The organism is Chryseobacterium cupriresistens (assembly GCF_046614675.1).
Lineage (GTDB): Bacteria > Bacteroidota > Bacteroidia > Flavobacteriales > Weeksellaceae > Chryseobacterium > Chryseobacterium cupriresistens.
This window is the reverse complement of record NZ_JBKKJT010000002.1, coordinates 376790-396522: the sequence shown is the minus strand read 5'-3', so window position 1 is coordinate 396522 and position 19733 is coordinate 376790. Positions and strand designations below refer to the sequence as shown.

The window sequence follows — 19733 nt, the reverse complement described above, 5'->3', positions numbered from 1 at the left end:
TGATATTTGTGTTCACTAAAACGCATGAAAAAAGTTATCACAGGAATCATTGTTATTCTCATTTACATAGGCTGTACAAAAGAAAAAATATCAGACCGTTTATTACCTGAACCGGATCAAAATGAGCATTTAATTGCTGAAAATGCTTTAAAAATCAATAAAGGTAAAAATACCATCAGGCAAAGATTTTCACCTCCGGAAGGTTATGAGTGGATGGAAGAAAAACCTGGCTCTTTCGGGCATTTCATTGAGAATTTCAAACTCAAACCTTACGGCAGCCAGATTGTAAAATATGACGGGACACCTATTTCTACCCAGCATCTTCATGAAGCGGTTTTTGATATTGATACCGGAAATAAGGATCTTCAGCAATGTGCTGATGCAGTCATCCGAATGAGAGCTGAATATCTTTATAAGGCAAAAAAATTTAACGAAATTAAATTTCATTTTACAAGCGGTGATCTTTTCAGCTGGAATGATTATAAAAACGGAACGAGAGCTTTTGTCAGCGGAAATTCTGTCAACTTCAGAAGAGCTGCGTCTTTTGATGATTCTTATCAAAGTTTCAGAAATTATCTGGATGTCATTTTTAATTATTCAGGAACGATTTCATTAAATAAAGAAACAAAACCGGTCAATAAAAATTCAGATCTGAAAACAGGAGATATTTTAATCACACCGGGAAGTCCCGGACACATTGTTTTTATTTCCGGTGTCTGCCGGAATAAGGAAGGAAAAAGATTATTCTTATTAAGTGAAGGATTCACCCCGGCGCAATCAGTTCATGTACTTTCAAATCCGTTTAATCCCTATTTTACGCCCTGGTATGACCTTGACATCCATGCTGAGGAGACCAAAACTGCACGATATTTTTTTAAACCTACAAACTTCAGAAGCTTTTAATAATTTATATTCAAAACTATTGGAAACTTACTACGATAATCTGAACTTGTTTTTGTAAATTTGTTTTCGAAATTTTTTACTTGATGAAAGAGAGTGCTGTAAAAAAAATTGCAGTTCTTACTTCAGGAGGTGACTCTCCGGGTATGAATGCGGCGTTAAGAGCGGTAGTAAGAACCGCCAATTACTATAATATCGAATGCTACGGAGTGAGGGAAGGTTACAACGGCCTTATCAATAATGATTTCCTGAAAATGGGAGCCCGTTCCGTAAAAAATATAATCAACCAGGGTGGAACCATTCTAAAATCTGCCAGATCTGCTGAGTTCAGAACTAAAGAAGGCCGTCAGAAAGCTTACGACAACTGTATAAAGCTGGGAATTGACGGATTGGTATGTATCGGAGGTGACGGAACATTTACCGGTGCCAAAATCTTTAATGAAGAGTTCGGAATCAGAGTAATCGGTATCCCGGGAACGATCGACAACGATATTTTCGGAACTGATAATACGATCGGATACGACACTGCATTGAATACGGCAATGGATGCCATTGACAAAATCCGTGACACGGCAACTTCCCACAACAGGGTTTTCTTTGTGGAAGTAATGGGTCGTGATGCGGGTTTTATTGCTCTAAACAGTGGATTGGCAACAGGAGCTCTGGATATTTTAATTCCTGAGAAAAAAGACAGTATTGATGAGCTTTTCACGAAATTCAGGGATGCGGAAAAAACCGGAAAAGCATCAAGCATTGTGGTGGTTGCAGAAGGTGAAAAACTAGCCAATGTGTATGAACTTGCAGAAAAAACCAAACAGACCTTCCCTGATTATGACATTCGTGTAGCGATTTTGGGACATATGCAGAGAGGTGGTTCTCCAAGCTGTGCAGACAGAGTTTTGGCAAGCCGACTGGGCTATGGAGCCGTAACCGGATTAATGGAAGGACAAACCAATGTAATGGCAGGAATGCGTTCCAACGATCTGACGTATACGCCAATTGAAGAAGCCATTAAAAAACATAATGAAATCAATAAAGACCTTTTACTGATTTCAGAAATTTTAGCAATCTAATTATTTTTATAATCTAATAAAAACAAACTATTATGTCAACAATTAAAGTAGGTATCAACGGTTTTGGTAGAATTGGACGTCTTGTTTTCAGAGCAATGACTGAAAGAGACAACATTGAAGTTGTAGGAATCAATGACCTAATCAATGCAGAATACATGGCTTACATGTTAAAATATGACTCTGTACATGGTATTTTCCCAGGTGAAGTTTCTGTAGAAGGAAATGATCTTGTAGTAAACGGGAAAAAAATCAGAGTAACTGCTGAAAAAGATCCAAGTAACCTAAAATGGAACGAAATCGGTGCTGATTACGTAGTAGAATCTACCGGTTTATTCCTTGATAAAGACAGCGCTGCAAAACACCTTGCTGCAGGTGCTAAAAAAGTAATCCTTTCTGCTCCTTCTAAAGATGACACTCCAATGTTCGTAATGGGGGTAAACCACAAGGAGCTTACTGATGATATCAAAATCTTATCAAATGCTTCTTGTACTACAAACTGTTTAGCTCCTTTAGCTAAAGTAATCCACGATAACTTTGGAATCGTAGAAGGTTTGATGACTACTGTACACGCTACAACAGCTACTCAGAAAACGGTTGACGGTCCTTCAATGAAAGACTGGAGAGGTGGTAGAGCTGCTCTGAATAACATCATCCCTTCTTCTACTGGTGCTGCTAAAGCAGTAGGAAAAGTAATCCCTTCACTAAACGGAAAATTAACAGGTATGTCTTTCAGAGTACCAACTGTTGACGTTTCTGTAGTAGATTTAACAGTGAGAATTGAAAAGGCTGCTTCTTATGAAGAAATCTGTTCAGTAATCAAAGCTGCTTCTGAAGGTGAATTGAAAGGTATCCTAGGATATACTGAAGATGCAGTAGTATCTCAGGACTTCGTAGGAGATAAGAGAACTTCTATCTTCGACAAAGATGCTGGTATCATGCTTTCTCCTAACTTCGTAAAACTTGTTTCCTGGTATGACAACGAAATGGGTTACTCTAACAAGTTAGTTGATATGCTTGTACACGCGGCTTCTTTATAATCAATAATGAGCGATAAGCAATAAGTAATATAAAACCTTCCCGATGGGAAGGTTTTTTTGTTTTTATTTTTTAAATGGATTTTTATCTAATCGAAAAGAGATTCCAATAAAAGGGTTAATACGATATTGCGATTCATTTAAATTATCATTGGTTACGGAACTATCAATTGTTTGCCCTACAAAATAATTGGTATTGGGTAGAGTCTGTTTATGAACACCAACACCTCCTGTCAAAATAATATTCTGCCCAATTCCTAAAGACAGTCCTGCAAAAACAGCAATTTCTTCAAAATTAATTCCCAATCCTCCTGAAAATCCATAAGAAATAGTATTCTGATAATCCATAAAATTAAACATAACTGCAGGCATAAGTTCCATCGTTTTATTACTCTGAATCTCAGTCACTTTTTGTAATCCGTTGTCAGTCTGTGAAATAAATTGATTACGATTGGTATAAAAAATCGCATTGGCACCAAATGTAGTAGTCCACCTCCAATCAGTCTGAGTTTTTATCTTGTAAACTTTTTCTACGGGATCTTTATCAGTAGTAGTAATTGTAATTGTCAATTCAGTATTACGTTTAAAGGTAATCTCTCCGATTTTATCCTTATTAATCTTAGTTTCTTTCTCTGATTCTGCTTTATCAATTTGTAATACAGGTTGCATAGTAGCATTTTTTTTAAGTGAAATACTATAGCCTTTGGGATTGGGTGCAATAATATCATATTTATTTTTACCGGCATTATCCTTAACATATTCAATAACTGTTTCAAATGATTTTACATTCGAATCAACATCTATTATAATATCATTTCCTTTAATTGTTACTTGACCAAAAGCCAACCCTGAACAAAACACTGACAATAATAAAATTTTTGTTTTCATGATTATATATTTTTTAGATTAATCCTTTAGTTATTAATTTTATATAAAGCTACAATGGCTTATTATGATCTGAAATAACCCAAAAGGGTAATTTTTAAGCTTAAAAAATCGAAATCAAAAAGAATTTTAATTGATGCCGCTTCCTGACAAATCTCACCAAAACATTTCAGCATAAAACTTGTACTTTTATAGATAAAGGAATGAAACATGATACAACCCCGTTTTAAAGACGCTCCCCATTTCAGGAAATTTTGGGAACATGGCAATGGAAAGCAGCTTATAGAATTTTCCGGGGCAGAAGTGAGTTTTGAAAAATTTGAAAAATTTGCTCCCTATTTCCATCATACGGATGAGATCGGTGACGAGGTGGTAAAAGATGTTTATTTCACTAAAAAATTTCATGAGGCTTCCAGGGAAATTGAACATTACATCAGAAATGGAGCCTCAGAAACTGATGATGTTCCTGAAAGTGTAAAAAAAATGTTCAGCCAAACTCAAAAAGTTCCGGACTGGCTGGATTATAACCTGCTCAAAAGCGGAGCTGAACTCTGCATGAGAAGCAATCTTGATTCATTAATTTCATTAAGGGATTATTGTCTGATTGGTGGTTATGACTACGCCTACCTCAACAAACCATTAATTGTTACGGAAGCTTTGAAAAAAGGGGCCGTGAAACGCCTTTCTGAAACATTGGACTTTTGGGTGAATGCTACCCGGTACAACGCATTGGAAATCCATGCAAAAGGATATGAATTTGCCATAAAAACCCGTTTGATTCATTCTTACGCAAGGCTTTCCATTAAAAAACATTATAAAGACTGGAACACTGAAAATTGGGGAGAGCCTATCAATTCATGGGACATGATGGCAACGTATATCGGGTTTAGTCTGGTATTCCTTCATAGTCTTAAAAAGCTGGGAAATCGTTTTTCTGTTGAAGAAGAACAGGGAATTTTCCATCTTTGGAAATACGTGGGTTACCTTTTGGGAATTCCGGAACAGCTTCTTCCTGATGATAAGAAACAGGCAACGGAATATTTTTATTTATGGACTTCCGTTCAGCCCCCTTCGGATAAAGATTCTGTTCTTCTGGCTCATTCTCTTTTGGATGAATCATTGGAAAATCCTATTTTAAAATTTGAGTTCCAGAGAAAAAATTTAAGATATCTGCACATCTGCTGTACCTGGTTTCTTTTAGATGACGAAGTGTGTAAAAGATTACAAATTCCGGAAGTTCCTTACAGAAACCTGTTTCCAAAATCGAAAATACTTTTCAACACAATTTATGACAGCCTTATAAGCCGCAATGCCAGAATAAAAAGAGGAAACAAAGATCAGATGAAAGTACTGGAAGATTATCTTGCCATCACTAAAAATTCAAATTTTCATTAAAATCAATTGTTGGAACTCGCAAAGGCGCAAAAATTTCAAGACATTGCAAAAGTTTTTTAGGACGCAAGAAAATCGAAGATTTTCAGCACGGAATATATAATTTCAAGTAAAATTCTTGCAATCAACGATGATACAGGTTTTCATTAATATCTGCGTTATCTGCAAAATCAGCGTGGGGTAAAAAATACATATACTACTCAATTTTATCGGAGATAAAATCCTTGCGCCTTAAAGCATAATCTATATTAAAAGAATGGCGCCTTTGCAATTTCCAGCAAAAAAACTCATCTTAATAAAGTAATAAGCATAAAAAAAATACTTTAGATACAGCATTCCGCATCTGCTTCGTTATGAATGAGATCAGTAATAAAATTTTATCATTTTTTAACTCTTAAAACAGCTTTCAGAAACAAATAATATTAGCTTTTGATCTATAAATTATGTATTTTTGAGAAATTATTTTAATAGAGATGAGTAACATTGATGATAAGAAAAAAGCACTCGCTTTAGTGCTTGACAAGCTAGATAAAACATATGGGAAGGGAACGGTAATGACTTTAGGTGATGAATCTATAGACAATACCATAGAAGTAATTCCTTCCGGTTCTTTAGGTTTGGATATTGCCCTAGGTATAGGCGGATATCCAAAAGGAAGAATCATTGAAATATATGGTCCTGAATCTTCAGGTAAAACAACGTTGACCCTTCACGCTATTGCTGAGGCTCAAAAAGCAGGTGGTATTGCAGCATTCATTGATGCAGAGCACGCTTTCGACAGAACGTATGCTGCGAAATTAGGAATTGATCTTGAAAACCTGATCATTTCTCAGCCGGACAACGGTGAGCAGGCTTTAGAAATTGCAGATAATTTGATCCGTTCAGGAGCTATTGATATCGTTGTTATTGACTCTGTGGCAGCTCTTACTCCAAAAGCAGAAATCGAAGGTGAAATGGGAGATTCCAAAATGGGTCTTCATGCAAGATTAATGTCTCAGGCATTAAGAAAGCTTACCGCTACGATTTCAAGAACAAAATGTACCGTGATTTTCATCAACCAGTTGAGAGAAAAGATCGGTGTCATGTTCGGGAACCCTGAAACCACTACCGGAGGTAATGCACTGAAGTTTTACGCTTCTGTAAGAATTGATATCAGAAAAGCAAGTGCTCCTATCAAACAAGGTGATGAAGCAATCGGTAGCCGTGTGAAAGTGAAGATTGTGAAAAACAAAGTAGCACCTCCATTCAAGCAGGCAGAATTCGACATCATGTATGGTGAAGGTGTTTCTAAAGTAGGAGAAATTCTTGATACCGCTGTAGATATGGGAATTGTGAAGAAAAGCGGATCATGGTTCAGCTACGAAGAGACTAAATTGGGTCAGGGACGTGATGCTGTAAAAGATGTTTTAAGAGATAATCCGGATCTTGCTGAAGAATTGGAAGCTAAGATTAAGGAAGAAATGAAAAACAAATAATTTTTCAGAAAATATAGAAAAGGCAGTCTTCGGATTGCCTTTTTCTGTTTTTAAAGTAAAGATTTTTCTAACGCAAAGGTTTCATCTGTATGCTGTAATATTTTTAAGGGAGCAAAGAGCTGAATCAATTTCATTGATTCTTACTAAGCAAATGCATCATTTACCACAAAGCTCCATCAACGATGCGTTTAAATAAATGAAGGGTCAGAAAATAAAAAAGAGGTCATTCCGTAGAACAACCTCTTTGAGATTTTATATTTTTTAAAAATTATTCAGCAATTTTACCCTGCAGCTGAAGTGCTCCGGTCACTTTCATTCCTTTTGTAAGCGTTTCCATTCTCATGTTCTCTTTGTTCACAAAAGCATCAATGGTGAAGAAATCTTCATTCTCTTCATTCGTGATCAATTTCAACTTCAAAATATATCCTTTAACACTTCTATCTTCAAGCAATTCTGTTTCTTTAAAGTCTACTACCTGACCAATAAAATCGAAACATGCATAATTAGGCAGGTCCTGACTTGGTGCATAGGTAGTAAAATCCTCACTCATTTTGGTTCCATCCGGTAAATCAGTATTGGTTTGAACATCAAGGATGAAAACAATTCCGCTGACATTCACCTTCAGATGAGGCTGAGTCATGTAGGTATTTCTGTTTTCAGCATAATCTGTTGCAAAAAACCAAACACCAAAAGTATCTCTGGCAGGTCCTGCTACAATTGCCTGTAAATTCAATGCATTTTCCCATTCTCTGATTGATCTGGTTTCAAAATCCAGAGTATAATCCGTTTTTACTTCCGGAATTATAGTACTCAATTCATCTGTAACAATGGTTTTAAATCTTACATCCTCAAATTCAGTTTTATTTCTGGCCTCTCCTGTCGGATCAGAAACAGTGGACTGCATTAAAACTGCGCTAAGATACTGCCCGTAATCTTTAGTCTGAAAGTTCTGATGTCCAAAAACGCCACTCCATGTATTCACAAGATTATGAACATTGGATTTTCTGATAATTATCCCAGCTTCATTAGTGGTTTCAGGAGCCGCAATCCCTACTGTATTCTGGAAATAATTTTGTCCCTCAATCAACTGATGGTTCATAATCGCATTATTTTCTTCATGAGAAAACTCTGCAAAACCTTTATACGTAATATTCTGGTTTTCGAAAATATAAGGCAATCCTGTTTTCTTCTTTTCATCACCGGCAAAGTGATAAGCAAGTGAAATTCCCTTGAATTCTCCTTCCTGAATAGCCGGAGTGTGATTACCGTTATGATCAAACTGAGAATGATATAGTATCATATAAGATTTAATCTTCCCTTCCTGAAGCTCACTTTCAAACTTTTCTTCCATCTGTGCAATCGCCTGTTGTGGAGAAAGCGCATAAGCATCTTCAGTAACCATATATGCAAAGCCTTCTACCCCGCCATTTTCTTTTTCAAAAGCAGAAAGCGGTGTATACTCACCTCTTAGCTGAAGGGCTATAGAATACACGATATAATCATTATAAACCCTGATTTTTTCATATTCTTCATTTACTTTTGGTTCTTCTACCGGCTGTGAAGGGATTTCCGGTATTGTTTCCACAACTTCTTCCACCACTTCCTCTACTATTTTTTCTTCCGGCATTTCCATTTCCTGAACCGGAGTACTTACATTTTCCTGACTGTTATTTTTCTTCTTAAAAAAATCAAAGATTCCCATACTGTTATTTATAATTGGCGGTAAATATAATAAAAGTGCTCAACAGACCCATCATAAAAAAAATGCCATTGTGTCAGTGTGCTCTTTATTGCTTTTATAATGAAAAATTCCGGCGGAGCCTTTGGCTCCGCCGGAATTCTGTTAATTAGGTTTATCATCTGTCAGTTCAAATCCCCAATCCTTTCCTTTTTGGGTTGCCGGGATTCCTTTTGTCATCCAGACCGGAGCTTTAGCACCTTTAAGATAATAATCAAAAAACTGCTGTTCGCGGATTTGAATATCTTTTCTGTTCTGACGTTTCATAAGGTTATGATCATCTCCATTATAATTCAGAAGCCATACCGGTTTTCCAAGGCGGCGTAATGCTGTAAACATTTCAATCCCCTGATACCATGGCACAGCTCCATCTTTATCATTACTCATAATAACCACCGGAGTCTGTACTTTATCAATAGTAAAAAGCGGTGAATTTTTAATATAAAGATCCGGTGCTTCCCACAAGTTTTTCCCCAATCTGCTTTGTGATTTCTCATACTGAAACTGCCTGTTCATTCCTGAAGTCCATCGGATTCCTCCATAGGCAGACGTCATGTTGACAACGGGTGCCCCACTCCATGCAGCTGCATACATATTGGTATGAGCAATAAGATAAGCAACCTGATAACCTCCCCAGCTTTGTCCCTGAATTCCTATTTTTGCACCGTCTACCCATGCATTTTGCTTTAACTTTTCAACTCCGGAATTAATGTATTCCATCGCAGATTCTCCAGGGAAACCATCTGTATATGAAATATCAGGTGTGAAAACCAGATATCCGTTGCTCACAAAATAAGAAATATTTAATCTTGAAGGCGTTGGAGCTGGTGCAACATAACGGTTTAAATTGTCTGACAGTTTTTCATAGAAATAGACAATCATCGGATATTTTTTATTCGGATCAAAGTTTTCCGGTTTGTATAACACTCCTGTAGAAGTATTTCCTTTTGGTGTTGTCCAGTTTACCAATTCGTTTGTTCCCCAGTTATATTGATTTTGCTGAGGATTGGTATTGCTCAGTTTTTGTTGTTCTGAAAAATCTGATGTTGCAAAAATATTGGGAGAATCCGTGTATGATTCTTTTACCAGAATATATTCCTCAGCTTTTTTTGCTTTTTGAAGGGTTCTGTATCCCCATACATTTTCCATCTGAATCTTTACCGGATCAGCGTTTGACTGAACAGATGTTTTAAAAATTCCGTTGGCCTTGGATGTATTATCAAATGCGGATAAATAAATGACTGATTTTCTGTTTAAGCTTTTATTATCCTTATCCAGATCATAGGTATCAAATGTTATTTTATGCTTACGTCCGAATCCATTGGTCATATTTCTCGGCTTTTTTGAACTGTTCAGGAAAAATTCCCAAAGATCGTAACGGTCTCTGATAATTACAGATTCATCATTATCTGTCCAGGATGCAATACCATAAGAATTTGGAAAATCCGGCATATCAAATTCTTCATCAACGAAGGAAACAGGTAGACCTGTATTCAATGGCAGGGTTTGTTTTGTCTTCACATTATAGCTCAGCCATTTCCCTTTTTCTCTGTCAAAGATCACAACAAATTTTCCCAGCGGAGATACAGCCGCTGCTCCATTGAGGTTTTTAATAATTTCGGTTCTCTCTCCTGTTTTATTGTCAATCAGAAAATAGGTCTTCTTTGTTGCCCCTTCCCATTGTGAAGAAATCCGGTTATTGATACTGGTAATTCCCAGCGCAAATTCTGCATTTCCTTCGTTCACCAGTCGTAAAGTATCCAAATCTTCTCCGTCAATATTGGTGAAGAAATCCGGTTTTTCCGTTTGCATAACTGCAGCGTAGGATTTTTTCAGATCATTTTTCAATTCTTTTAGCTGTACCGTTTGCAGATAATCGTCCTTATAATTCCAGATATCCACAACGGCATGATCATTTGCAATCATGGCAGTATCTTTTGCAATTGGCTTCGGAGCAACACCGAAATACAACTGTTTCCCATTTTTACTGAACAGCGGCAACCGGTTTTCGGAAATTACCCAGTTTCTCTTCATCTGTGCATTCTCATTGGTAACAATTGCTTTTTTGTTTCCTTTAAAATTAAAGTAATATAGCTGATACAACTTCACCAGATCATTCTGTGCAGAAGAAGTTCCTACATAAGCCAGCTGATTTCCTTCTTCGTCAAAAGACAATTGTGAAAAGTCTCCCTCCATTTCAGAAATTGTATTGACGGTTCCTTTTTGCAGATCAACTACCTGCACAGTTTGCAATGCATATTTCTTGGGTTTTGACTTGTCTGTATCTTTTTTATCCGAAGATTTTTCATCTGTTGAATCCTTTCCTTCTTTTTTATCTTTCTTTTCATCCGGCTTCTTGGTTACAAAAACAAGCTGCTTCCCGTTTTTACTGAACTCGTAGCGTATGACATTATCATATGTTGTACTTTTTCCATCCAAAAGGTTTTTCACCACCAGCTGTAATGGTTTTACATTTTTTTCTTCCTCTTTATTTTCTTCCCCGTCTTCTTTGTCGGAAGCATCATCAGAAGATTTATCTTTTATATTTTCCAGAAGATAAGCAACGTAAGAACCTGCTTTTTCGGGAATTTTAAATGATTTTACATTCGGAATTTTCTCTGTTTTATCATTAAAAAAATCAACAATGGCAAGGCTGTCTTTTGTTAATTTATTTTTCTTCAGTTTTTTATCTTTTACCGCTTTTATATCTTTATACTGCGGTCGGATCTGAAAAACAGCAAACCTGGAATCATTGGTAAAATCCACTTTTGCCGCTCTTGCAAACTTCTTTGTTGTCTTATTTTTAACGGAATATAAAGAAAGGTCAGAATTTCCTTCCTGAGCATCTACCGAATAGGCAATCCACTTTCCATCATTTGAGATTTTTCTTGATCCGATATTTTGCCAGCTGTCGTAAACAGAATGGTCTAAAGGCTTCTTCTGCCCATATACCCAGAAGGTCATGATGAGCAGCATAAAAACTGTACATTTCAACTTCATTTTTAAAAATATTTTAAGATTTAAAAGTAAGGCATTTCTTTGACAAATCCATATAACAAGATCTTTTCAGTTTGAAAAAATGACATTCTGTCACTTTCTCCTGCATGGTATTTTTTTTGAGAAAGAATTTTAAATTAAAAATCTAAAATATGATGACTAAAGGAAATATTAATGTATCTGTGGAAAACATTTTCCCGCTTATTAAAAAATTTCTTTACAGTGACCACGAAATATTCTTGAGAGAATTGATCTCCAATGCAACGGATGCTACTTTAAAATTAAAACACCTGACAAGCATTGGTGAGGCAAAAGTGGAATATGGAAATCCAAAACTTGAAGTTAAAATTGATAAAGACCAGAAAACATTACGCATCATCGACCAGGGAATTGGTATGACCGGCGAAGAAGTTGAAAAATATATCAACCAGGTTGCTTTTTCAGGCGCTGAAGAGTTTTTGGAAAAATATAAGGATTCTGCAAAAGATTCCGGGATTATCGGACATTTCGGTCTTGGATTTTACTCTGCTTTCATGGTGGCTGAAAAGGTGGAAATCCTTACAAAATCTTATAAAGATGAGCCGGCAGTACGTTGGATCTGTGACGGAAGCCCGGAATTCACGCTTGAAGAAACTACTGATAAAACAGACAGAGGAACGGAAATCATCCTCCATATTGCTGAAGATTCCGTAGAGTTTCTGGAAGAAGGAAAAATCCGTGAACTGCTATTAAAGTATAACAAATTTATGCCTGTTCCGATTAAATTCGGGACAAAAACACATACACTTCCTTTACCGGAAGATGCTCCTGAGGATGCCGTAGCTGAAACAGAAGAGGTAGACAATATCATCAACAATCCGGTTCCGGCATGGACCATCGCTCCAAGTGAACTGACCAACGAGGATTATATGAAGTTCTATCATGAACTGTACCCAATGCAGTTTGAAGAACCGTTATTCAACATCCACCTGAATGTTGATTATCCTTTCAACCTTACCGGAATTTTATTTTTCCCGAAATTGAGCAATAATCTGAATATTGATAAAGATAAAATTCAGTTATATCAAAACCAGGTATTTGTAACGGATGAAGTAAAAGGGATTGTTCCTGACTTCCTGATGTTGCTAAGAGGTGTAATTGATTCTCCGGATATCCCATTGAACGTGTCCCGTTCTTATCTTCAGGCAGACGGTGCTGTAAAGAAAATTTCATCGTATATCACGAAAAAAGTTGCCGACAAAATGGCTTCTTTAATCAACGAAAACCGTGAAGATTATGAAAAAAAATGGAATGATATCAAGGTTGTAATCGAATACGGAATCATTACAGAAGAAAAATTTGCTGAAAAAGCAGACAAATTCACTTTATATCCTACAACAGACGGTAAATATTTCCTTTGGGATGAACTGGTAGAGAAAATCAAGCCAATACAAACTGATAAAGACAACAAACTGGTTATCCTGTATGCTACCAATGCTGATGAGCAGCACAGCTACATCCAGTCTGCAAAAGATAAAGGATATGAAGTTCTGCTATTGGATTCTCCTATCATTTCACACGTGATCCAGAAACTGGAAACTTCAAAAGAAAATATTTCATTTGCGAGAGTAGATGCCGATCATGTTAATAACCTTATCAAAAAAGATGAACCGGTAATTTCAAAACTGAATGAAACCGAAAAAGAATCTTTGAAAAAGAATGTAGAAGAGGCGATAAAGGATTCTAAATTTACGGTACAGCTTGAAGATCTTGACAGCAGTGATGCTCCGTTCACGATTACCCAGCCTGAATTCATGAGAAGAATGAAGGAAATGCAGGCTACAGGCGGAGGCGGTATGTTCGGAATGGGAGGTTTCCCGGAGATGTATAATCTTGTGGTGAACTCCAACAGTGAGCTTTCCAGCCAGATCTTAAAGACTGAGAATGCTGAAGAAAAAGAAAGCTTAATCAAATATGCTCTTGATCTTGCCAAGCTTTCACAAAACTTACTGAAAGGAAAAGACCTGACAGATTTTATACAGAGAAGCTATAAGCAGCTTGAAAAATAATTTACAAGAGACTGTTTCATTTTGAAGCAGTCTTTTTTGTTTAAAAAGTATAAATTGTAAATAGATAATCCAAACCTTACAGTTTTTAGAAACCTGTAAGGTTTAAATCTTTCTCTTATCAGAAGTTATTCTGAAAGAAAATTTTCAACAATTAAATCAGATAACCCTTCTGTTTTTAAATTTAGTTTCATTTTATCTTTAATTTTATTCTTTAGCACCTATTTTTTTCTACTTTTTATTGTATAGCTTCTCCTTTTTTGCCATTTTTGTATAAAATGTCGGTCATGCAAAAAGAAAAATTACGTCTCATCAGAAAGCAAAAAGGTTATACTCAACAACAGGTAGCTGATTTTATCGCAACAGATGTATCTAATTACAGCAGAAAAGAAAGCGGTGATGTGAGGATCGTAAAAGATGAGTGGGATAAACTTGCCCGTTTTCTGGATGTACCCATTGAGGACATTTATGAAGAAGAGGAAGCTACAGTAGTTGTTAATAATGATCATCCTGTATTTAATGATAGATCTGCAGGAGTTATCAGTAACCAAAATAATTATGATAATATCCCTGGCGACATCATTAAAAACCTTCAAAACTATATTGCTCTATTAAAAGAGGAGAACGAAAAGCTGAAAGAAGAACTAAAAGATCTCCCAAGAGGAAGAAAATAATACAGTTTCAAACTGTAGAAAATATTGATGTCACTTCATATTAATGTATGGAGTGACATTTTTTTACGGAGGTTTTTGAGGTGAGCGCTTTTTTAACGCCAAGGATTGATGATCCTTATGTTTTATTTCAGGAAGCGAAGAGTTGCGACTTTGTCACTGATGAAGCTTTATGATGAATGATACGTTTGCTTAGAAAGAATCAATGAAATTGATTTCTTCTTTGCTCCCTTAAAAATATTAGAGTTTATAAATAGAAACTTTGCATTAAAAGAATTCTTTGAAATTTACAATTCCTCCAACGGATCCCAGAACAGTTTTTTGAAATTCTTTATTCTGAGGTTTTCAACAATGATTCCTTCTGCTTCCAGCTTTGGCTGAAATTCGGGGACAGATAATACTCCTGAGCTTGAAATCACGCGGTGTGCAGGAACATCTTTCGGACATCCTCCCATCGCTTTTCCTACATGTCTGGAATGATTAGGATAACCAACAGCTTTTGCTATGGCGCCGTAAGTAGATACTCTTCCTTTGGGAATAAGTCTTGCCACTTCGTATACCTGTTGTTTGAAAATTTCGTCCATATCAAAATGATTATTTTAAGTCGGTTCTCTTTTTGCATCATTTTTGAACTCTTTTCATCTCAATGATGTTTCATTAAAAGATAAAGATATGAAAAAATCATTTTTCAGGCTGTTGAATGCCATTAATAAAAAAATACTTCCGAAGTTGAGTAAGAAAGATCCTAATCATCTTACTAAGATAGAAAAGGGAATTCTGGCGTATCGTTATTTTGTGCTGGTGAATTCTTTGGATTGATTTTTATTTTCCTGCAGATCGCGCAGATTTTCACAAATGTTTATGTATATTTTTGGGAAAACGCAAAGGCGCAAAATTATTTTAATACTATGTGTTGTAAGGCGCGAGGATTTTATCTCCGATAAAATTTCATACGACATAGTTTTATCTCCCGCAGATTTTGCAGATCGTAAAAATCTGTTCAATTCGTGTAATCTGTGGGAATACTTTATACTATTTTTTAGCCATTAAGAAAAATGAAGATGGGAAGAATAATTAGTTTCATCTTTGATGAAAAGTAAAGCATGCGGATAAATAAAATAGCTTTAGCTATTTCTCTTAATGCCCTTTAAAACTTAAATAATCTTAATGGTTCAAATTATTTTTAGTTTTCAAAACAATTCTATTTTTACATCCTAAAACAAAAAGCGCTTCAAATCAATTGAAGCGCTGATATTATAATCTCCAGTGAGATGTTTTTCTTAAGCGTTTTCCAAGATATAAGAGAACATCAATGGCGCACAGATAGTCGCATCACTTTCAACGATAAATTTCGGTGTAGTGATATCCAATTTACCCCAAGTGATCTTCTCATTTGGAACTGCTCCAGAATATGAACCGTAAGAGGTAGTAGAGTCAGAAATCTGGCAGAAATAAGACCAGAAAGGAATGTCATGCATTTCCATATCCTGATACAACATCGGAACTACACAAATTGGGAAATCACCTGCAATACCTCCACCAATCTGGAAGAATCCAACTCCTTTTCCTCCTGAGTTTTTAGTATACCAGTCAGCAAGGTAAGTCATATATTCGATCCCAGATTTCATTGTCGTAGGCTTAAGCTCTCCTTTGATGCAGTAAGAAGCGAAGATGTTACCCATTGTAGAATCTTCCCATCCCGGAACTACGATTGGTAAATTAGCTTCTGCAGCAGCAATCATCCATGAGTTTTCTCTAGGAATTTCATAATACTGCTCCAATACTCCTGAAAGGATCATTTTGTACATGAATTCGTGAGGGAAATATCTTTCTCCCTTAGCTTCAGCGTCTTTCCAGATCTCTACGATATGTTTTTGTAATCTTCTGAAAGCTTCTTCTTCAGGGATACAAGTATCTGTAACTCTGTTCAGACCTCTTTCCAAAAGATCCCACTCATCCTGAGCCGTTAAATCTCTATAATGAGGAACTCTTTCATAGTGAGAGTGTGCTACAAGGTTCATTAAATCTTCTTCAAGGTTAGCCCCTGTACAAGAGATAAAATCTACTTTTCCCTGACGGATCATTTCAGCAAGAATCTTCCCTAATTCAGCAGTAGACATTGCTCCTGCCAAAGTAATCATCATTTTTCCGCCATCTTTAAGATGTGCAACATATCCTTTAGAAGCATCCACCAATGCAGCTGCGTTGAAGTGCAGGTAATACTTTTCTATGAATTCAGTTATCGGTTTGCTCATTTTTTTAATTTTTGCAAAGATAAAACTTAAAAACGGAATGCAGCGAAAGCACTTGAAGAAAGTATAACAGAGGAGTCTTTTTTTATCATTTGTTAAATTGGGAAGGTATAGGTTGGAAAATGCAAGGGCAAAGGGTTTTAAAACTTTGTGAATATTTTAAGGCCCAAGAAAATCGAAGATTTTCAGCAAGGGAAAGCATCATTTTTGCACAAATTGCACAGATTTTTATTTTATATTATCCGAAAAATCAGCATGTGATAAAAAATAAATTGTACAGTATAAAATTTTATCGAAGATAAAATCCTTGCGCCCTTAAAGTAGGAGCCATGTCAAAAAATTTGCGACTTTGCGTTTTCCAACAATAAAAATTTATAAAAAAGCGCGACCCAAATGAGCCACGCTTTCATTAACAATCAACTTAATATTATTCATCAAAGATTTATCCTTCCCAGGTTTCCACTTTCAGAATTTCGATTTTTCTTTCTCCGTCTCTGAAAGGCCAGCTGATAACATCTCCTACCTTATACCCTACTACTGCAAGAGCAATATCAGACAGAATGGAGTGTTTGTTCTTTTTAAGCTTTTGTTTTGTGGAGGGTACGAAAATGTATTCATGTTCAAAACCAAGGGTATGGTCTTTTAATGTTACTTTTCTATCAACTGTGACAATATCAGCAGGAAGATCTCTTCTCAGGACCTGTTTTGCTTTTCTGAGCTCTTCGGTCAATCTTTTTTCTTCTTCGATGCTTACTTTTTTTCTTCTCAGTGTATCTTTTATGGCATCATAAATTCCGGTGGTTACAATAATATGATTAGACATTTTCTTCAATTTTTTAATTTAAAATACAGTTGTTCTCTGACGATCCAATGTAGAAGCCAGGCGTACAACAGCCTTCTTCTATAGAAAACTGCAAAAAACAATACATAAAGTTCTAAATGAGTCCCTGCCTTGGATCCTGACAGGGCTTAGATAATGAAGTCCTTGGAACTTTTCAGAAAAGAATCTGTATGAAGATAAAGTAAAGACAGCAGCAATCCTGACCGGCGGTGTTCTGCAGATAAAAAAATTGTTGCTGTCATTATCAATTATTATTAATTCTAACAAATATACGGCTTAAAAACGGAATGTAGCGGCTGCACTTAAAGAAACTCTGTGCAAACCTTCTTTTTGATCATCATCAAATTTATAAGTCACCCCGTTATACTTCATTTTATTCAGGGTTCCGCCACTTAATCCTACTTTTGGCCCTATCATAAAATTCTTGCTTACCTGATATTGATATCCAAGATCAACCTCTGCCCCGAAAGTACTTCCTGTACCTTTTACAGATCCTGTTTTTGTAGTATAAGATAGTACTCCCAACGCCACATCTGCAAATACCTTATGTCTTGTATCCAGATGATTATTTGAAATAAGTCCGGAGAAACCGAAAAATGTAATATGATCCTTTGTCGTTACAGGAACAGATACTGGCATTCCATTTACATAACCAAGCAGAAATCCGTCGCTAGATGCACTGTAGTTGGAATATTTCACTCCGAATCCAAGACCGTTTTTCACTTCATAATGGGCTGTAATATCAATGTTCAGTCCATTTTTCAGGTCTTTTACATATTCTTTTTCTTCTTTGCTAAGGCCGGGAATTGTCTTTGCAGTTCTCCATGCATATCCTATGGAAGGTCTGATAGAAAATTTCTGAGCGAAAGACATGATGGAGATTGAGAACACTCCAGCTACGATTATTTTTTTTATCATGGTTTTAAAATTTCCGACAAAAATAAAATTTTCTACCGGAGAAACCTATTAAAACCTGAAACGTCTGCTTTCTTTTTTATCTGAAAGCTTTTTCTTATTATCCAGTCTTGTTTGTTTCTGACCTTTTGAAGGCTTGGTTGCTGTTCTTTTTTTCGGAACAATGAGTGCTTTGTTTACCATTTCAATTATTTTTTCAATGGCTTTATTTTTATTCATCAGTTGTGTTCTGCTTTCAGAAACTGAGAGGAATAAAAAACCGTCCGCATTGATCCTGTTTTTCAGTTTAAGCTGAATCAATACTTTTTCGTCTTCATTAAAAAATTCTGATGCATCTACTTTCCAAAGTACGGTAACGGCAGTCTCCACTTTATTGACGTTTTGTCCTCCTGCACCGCTGCTGCGGGAAGTTTTGAAACTGAGTTCTTTTGAAAAATCTTTCATTTTTTTAAGATTTTGAGATACCGGAATCAACTAGAGATCTCCAGTTAAATTTTTATACAATTCCAATCTGTTTACCTTCCCGTTGGGAGTTCTCGGAATTTCTCTGATGAAAATAATGTCTTTCGGCCTGTGGAATTTTTTTTCAAATGGTATTTCTGAAACTTTCCTTTTTACCTCATCAGATTCATTTCCTTCTATAATCAATATCAATTTCTGGCCCAAACTTTCATCCGGCAACCCTGCAAATATGGCCTCATTTGGGAGTTCTTTTTTTACCAGGGCTTCCAGGGCTTCAGGAAAAATTTTTGCTCCTCCGGAATTAATCACATTATCAATTCTTCCAAGGAATTTAAACTGTTTTTTACTCTTAATCTCAACTAAATCATTAGTTTGCAACTCTGAAGCATTTACATTGGGAGCAAAGATCTTCAGACAACCTCTGTCATCTAAAGAAATGGACACATTTTCAAAAACGGTAAAATACTCTTCCTGTTCCGGCATTAATTGTTTCAATCCGATATGAGAAAGGGTCTCAGACATTCCATAGGTTTCAAAAATACGGTTTGAAGGACTAAGGTTCATATGCCGGATTTTATTTTTCAGACTTTCTGAAACGGCAGCACCACCAATGATCAGGTTTTTAATCAGATGAAGCTTTTCCAGTGAGTTTTCTACCTGAAGAGGCGTCATGGCACAAAAATCTACTTCTTCATTCAGATTTTCAAGAGGCTTTAAAGAAGGATCAGTAACTTTTAATTGTAATTTTCTTTCTATAGAACGGACAACCATCATTTTTCCGGAAATGTATTCTACAGGCAGGCAAAGTAATGCCGTATCGCCTTCTTTTAATCCTAAAAAATTACAGGTCATCACTGCTGAATTGACCATTTTCTTTTTTTCAATTTCAAAGATTTTGGGTACTCCGGTAGAACCCGAAGTCTGGACATTTACTCCTGTTTTTTTTGAAAACCATTCTTCCAGAAAATCTTTTACTTTCTTTTCAAATTCTGTATAGAATGATAATTGATTAATATTGAGATTATTGAAGTCTATCAGCATGTTTTCCGTGAA

17 protein-coding genes are annotated in these 19733 nt (G+C 36.0%); 8 read left to right on the top strand and 9 right to left on the bottom strand.

Annotation, left to right across the window (positions count from 1 at the left end; all coding sequences use genetic code 11):
- The first annotated feature begins 24 nt into the window (after positions 1–24).
- The 3 genes from ACLI50_RS06980 (at position 25) to gap (ending at position 3010) form a co-directional block, all read left to right on the top strand.
- Positions 25–903 (top strand): DUF4846 domain-containing protein, encoded by an 879-nt coding sequence (locus ACLI50_RS06980; protein WP_411413455.1) that lies wholly within the window; start codon positions 25–27, stop codon positions 901–903.
- Between the two features lie 83 nt (positions 904–986).
- Positions 987–1973 (top strand): 6-phosphofructokinase, encoded by a 987-nt coding sequence (gene pfkA / locus ACLI50_RS06975; protein ID WP_120232866.1) that lies wholly within the window; start codon positions 987–989, stop codon positions 1971–1973.
- Positions 1974–2005: 32 nt separating this feature from the next.
- The gene (gap, locus tag ACLI50_RS06970) at positions 2006–3010 is read left to right on the top strand and encodes a type I glyceraldehyde-3-phosphate dehydrogenase (protein WP_110008110.1); all 1005 of its coding nucleotides are present in this window, start codon (positions 2006–2008) and stop codon (positions 3008–3010) included.
- Positions 3011–3073: 63 nt separating this feature from the next.
- On the opposite strand, the gene ACLI50_RS06965 is transcribed toward gap, so the two are convergent.
- The gene (locus tag ACLI50_RS06965; protein WP_411413454.1) at positions 3074–3895 is read right to left on the bottom strand and encodes a hypothetical protein; all 822 of its coding nucleotides are present in this window, start codon (positions 3893–3895) and stop codon (positions 3074–3076) included.
- A 207-nt stretch (positions 3896–4102) separates the two neighbouring features.
- On the opposite strand from ACLI50_RS06965, the gene ACLI50_RS06960 reads away from it, so the two are divergent.
- Together ACLI50_RS06960 and recA are read left to right on the top strand one after the other, a co-directional pair.
- Entirely contained in the window at positions 4103–5287 is a 1185-nt protein-coding gene (locus tag ACLI50_RS06960; protein ID WP_411413453.1) for an oxygenase MpaB family protein, read from the top strand.
- A gap of 470 nt (positions 5288–5757) precedes the next feature.
- Positions 5758–6759, top strand: a complete 1002-nt coding sequence (gene recA / locus ACLI50_RS06955; protein ID WP_062676286.1) for a recombinase RecA — start codon at positions 5758–5760, stop codon at positions 6757–6759.
- A gap of 268 nt (positions 6760–7027) precedes the next feature.
- Here recA and ACLI50_RS06950 read toward each other — a convergent pair whose 3' ends face one another.
- On the bottom strand, positions 7028–8461 hold the full coding sequence (locus tag ACLI50_RS06950; protein ID WP_411413452.1) for a hypothetical protein: 1434 nt from the start codon (positions 8459–8461) through the stop codon (positions 7028–7030).
- Positions 8462–8602: 141 nt separating this feature from the next.
- Positions 8603–11497 (bottom strand): alpha/beta hydrolase family protein, encoded by a 2895-nt coding sequence (locus ACLI50_RS06945; RefSeq protein ID WP_411413451.1) that lies wholly within the window; start codon positions 11495–11497, stop codon positions 8603–8605.
- 152 nt (positions 11498–11649) lie between these two features.
- On the opposite strand from ACLI50_RS06945, the gene htpG reads away from it, so the two are divergent.
- Both htpG and ACLI50_RS06935 read left to right on the top strand, forming a co-directional pair.
- Complete coding sequence (htpG, locus tag ACLI50_RS06940) at positions 11650–13542, top strand: molecular chaperone HtpG (RefSeq protein ID WP_202844160.1); 1893 nt, start codon at positions 11650–11652, stop codon at positions 13540–13542.
- Positions 13543–13826: 284 nt separating this feature from the next.
- On the top strand, positions 13827–14213 hold the full coding sequence (locus ACLI50_RS06935) for a helix-turn-helix transcriptional regulator (RefSeq protein WP_110008116.1): 387 nt from the start codon (positions 13827–13829) through the stop codon (positions 14211–14213).
- A gap of 284 nt (positions 14214–14497) precedes the next feature.
- On the opposite strand, the gene ACLI50_RS06930 is transcribed toward ACLI50_RS06935, so the two are convergent.
- Positions 14498–14794, bottom strand: coding sequence for an MGMT family protein (locus ACLI50_RS06930; protein WP_110008117.1), 297 nt, complete (start codon positions 14792–14794; stop codon positions 14498–14500).
- An 88-nt stretch (positions 14795–14882) separates the two neighbouring features.
- On the opposite strand from ACLI50_RS06930, the gene ACLI50_RS06925 reads away from it, so the two are divergent.
- Complete coding sequence (locus tag ACLI50_RS06925; protein WP_202841328.1) at positions 14883–15029, top strand: hypothetical protein; 147 nt, start codon at positions 14883–14885, stop codon at positions 15027–15029.
- A gap of 461 nt (positions 15030–15490) precedes the next feature.
- On the opposite strand, the gene ACLI50_RS06920 is transcribed toward ACLI50_RS06925, so the two are convergent.
- The 5 genes from ACLI50_RS06920 to ACLI50_RS06900 all read right to left on the bottom strand — a co-directional run bounded on the left by ACLI50_RS06920 (position 15491) and on the right by ACLI50_RS06900 (position 19721).
- Positions 15491–16465 (bottom strand): deoxyhypusine synthase family protein, encoded by a 975-nt coding sequence (locus ACLI50_RS06920; protein WP_002976594.1) that lies wholly within the window; start codon positions 16463–16465, stop codon positions 15491–15493.
- Between the two features lie 439 nt (positions 16466–16904).
- Positions 16905–17285, bottom strand: a complete 381-nt coding sequence (locus tag ACLI50_RS06915; RefSeq protein ID WP_202841330.1) for a GreA/GreB family elongation factor — start codon at positions 17283–17285, stop codon at positions 16905–16907.
- 294 nt (positions 17286–17579) lie between these two features.
- Positions 17580–18221, bottom strand: a complete 642-nt coding sequence (locus ACLI50_RS06910; protein WP_411413450.1) for a DUF2715 domain-containing protein — start codon at positions 18219–18221, stop codon at positions 17580–17582.
- A 48-nt stretch (positions 18222–18269) separates the two neighbouring features.
- The gene (gene arfB / locus ACLI50_RS06905) at positions 18270–18662 is read right to left on the bottom strand and encodes an alternative ribosome rescue aminoacyl-tRNA hydrolase ArfB (RefSeq protein ID WP_202841332.1); all 393 of its coding nucleotides are present in this window, start codon (positions 18660–18662) and stop codon (positions 18270–18272) included.
- 30 nt (positions 18663–18692) lie between these two features.
- Positions 18693–19721: an AMP-binding protein gene (locus ACLI50_RS06900; protein ID WP_411413449.1), complete on the bottom strand. Its 1029-nt coding sequence runs from the start codon at positions 19719–19721 to the stop codon at positions 18693–18695.
- Between the last annotated feature and the right edge of the window lie 12 nt (positions 19722–19733).

Bases quoted from the DNA above. Each gene is read 5' to 3' on its own strand.
- ACLI50_RS06900 (WP_411413449.1), bottom strand. From the start codon at position 19,721: ATGCTGATAGACTTCAATAATCTCAATATTAATCAATTATCATTCTAT.
- ACLI50_RS06920 (WP_002976594.1), bottom strand. From the start codon at position 16,465: ATGAGCAAACCGATAACTGAATTCATAGAAAAGTATTACCTGCACTTC.
- ACLI50_RS06910 (WP_411413450.1), bottom strand. From the start codon at position 18,221: ATGATAAAAAAAATAATCGTAGCTGGAGTGTTCTCAATCTCCATCATG.
- ACLI50_RS06950 (WP_411413452.1), bottom strand. From the start codon at position 8,461: ATGGGAATCTTTGATTTTTTTAAGAAGAAAAATAACAGTCAGGAAAAT.
- arfB (WP_202841332.1), bottom strand. From the start codon at position 18,662: ATGAAAGATTTTTCAAAAGAACTCAGTTTCAAAACTTCCCGCAGCAGC.
- recA (WP_062676286.1), top strand. From the start codon at position 5,758: ATGAGTAACATTGATGATAAGAAAAAAGCACTCGCTTTAGTGCTTGAC.
- ACLI50_RS06915 (WP_202841330.1), bottom strand. From the start codon at position 17,285: ATGTCTAATCATATTATTGTAACCACCGGAATTTATGATGCCATAAAA.
- pfkA (WP_120232866.1), top strand. From the start codon at position 987: ATGAAAGAGAGTGCTGTAAAAAAAATTGCAGTTCTTACTTCAGGAGGT.
- ACLI50_RS06945 (WP_411413451.1), bottom strand. From the start codon at position 11,497: ATGAAGTTGAAATGTACAGTTTTTATGCTGCTCATCATGACCTTCTGG.
- htpG (WP_202844160.1), top strand. From the start codon at position 11,650: ATGACTAAAGGAAATATTAATGTATCTGTGGAAAACATTTTCCCGCTT.
- ACLI50_RS06965 (WP_411413454.1), bottom strand. From the start codon at position 3,895: ATGAAAACAAAAATTTTATTATTGTCAGTGTTTTGTTCAGGGTTGGCT.
- ACLI50_RS06980 (WP_411413455.1), top strand. From the start codon at position 25: ATGAAAAAAGTTATCACAGGAATCATTGTTATTCTCATTTACATAGGC.
- ACLI50_RS06935 (WP_110008116.1), top strand. From the start codon at position 13,827: ATGCAAAAAGAAAAATTACGTCTCATCAGAAAGCAAAAAGGTTATACT.
- ACLI50_RS06960 (WP_411413453.1), top strand. From the start codon at position 4,103: ATGATACAACCCCGTTTTAAAGACGCTCCCCATTTCAGGAAATTTTGG.
- ACLI50_RS06925 (WP_202841328.1), top strand. From the start codon at position 14,883: ATGAAAAAATCATTTTTCAGGCTGTTGAATGCCATTAATAAAAAAATA.
- gap (WP_110008110.1), top strand. From the start codon at position 2,006: ATGTCAACAATTAAAGTAGGTATCAACGGTTTTGGTAGAATTGGACGT.
- ACLI50_RS06930 (WP_110008117.1), bottom strand. From the start codon at position 14,794: ATGGACGAAATTTTCAAACAACAGGTATACGAAGTGGCAAGACTTATT.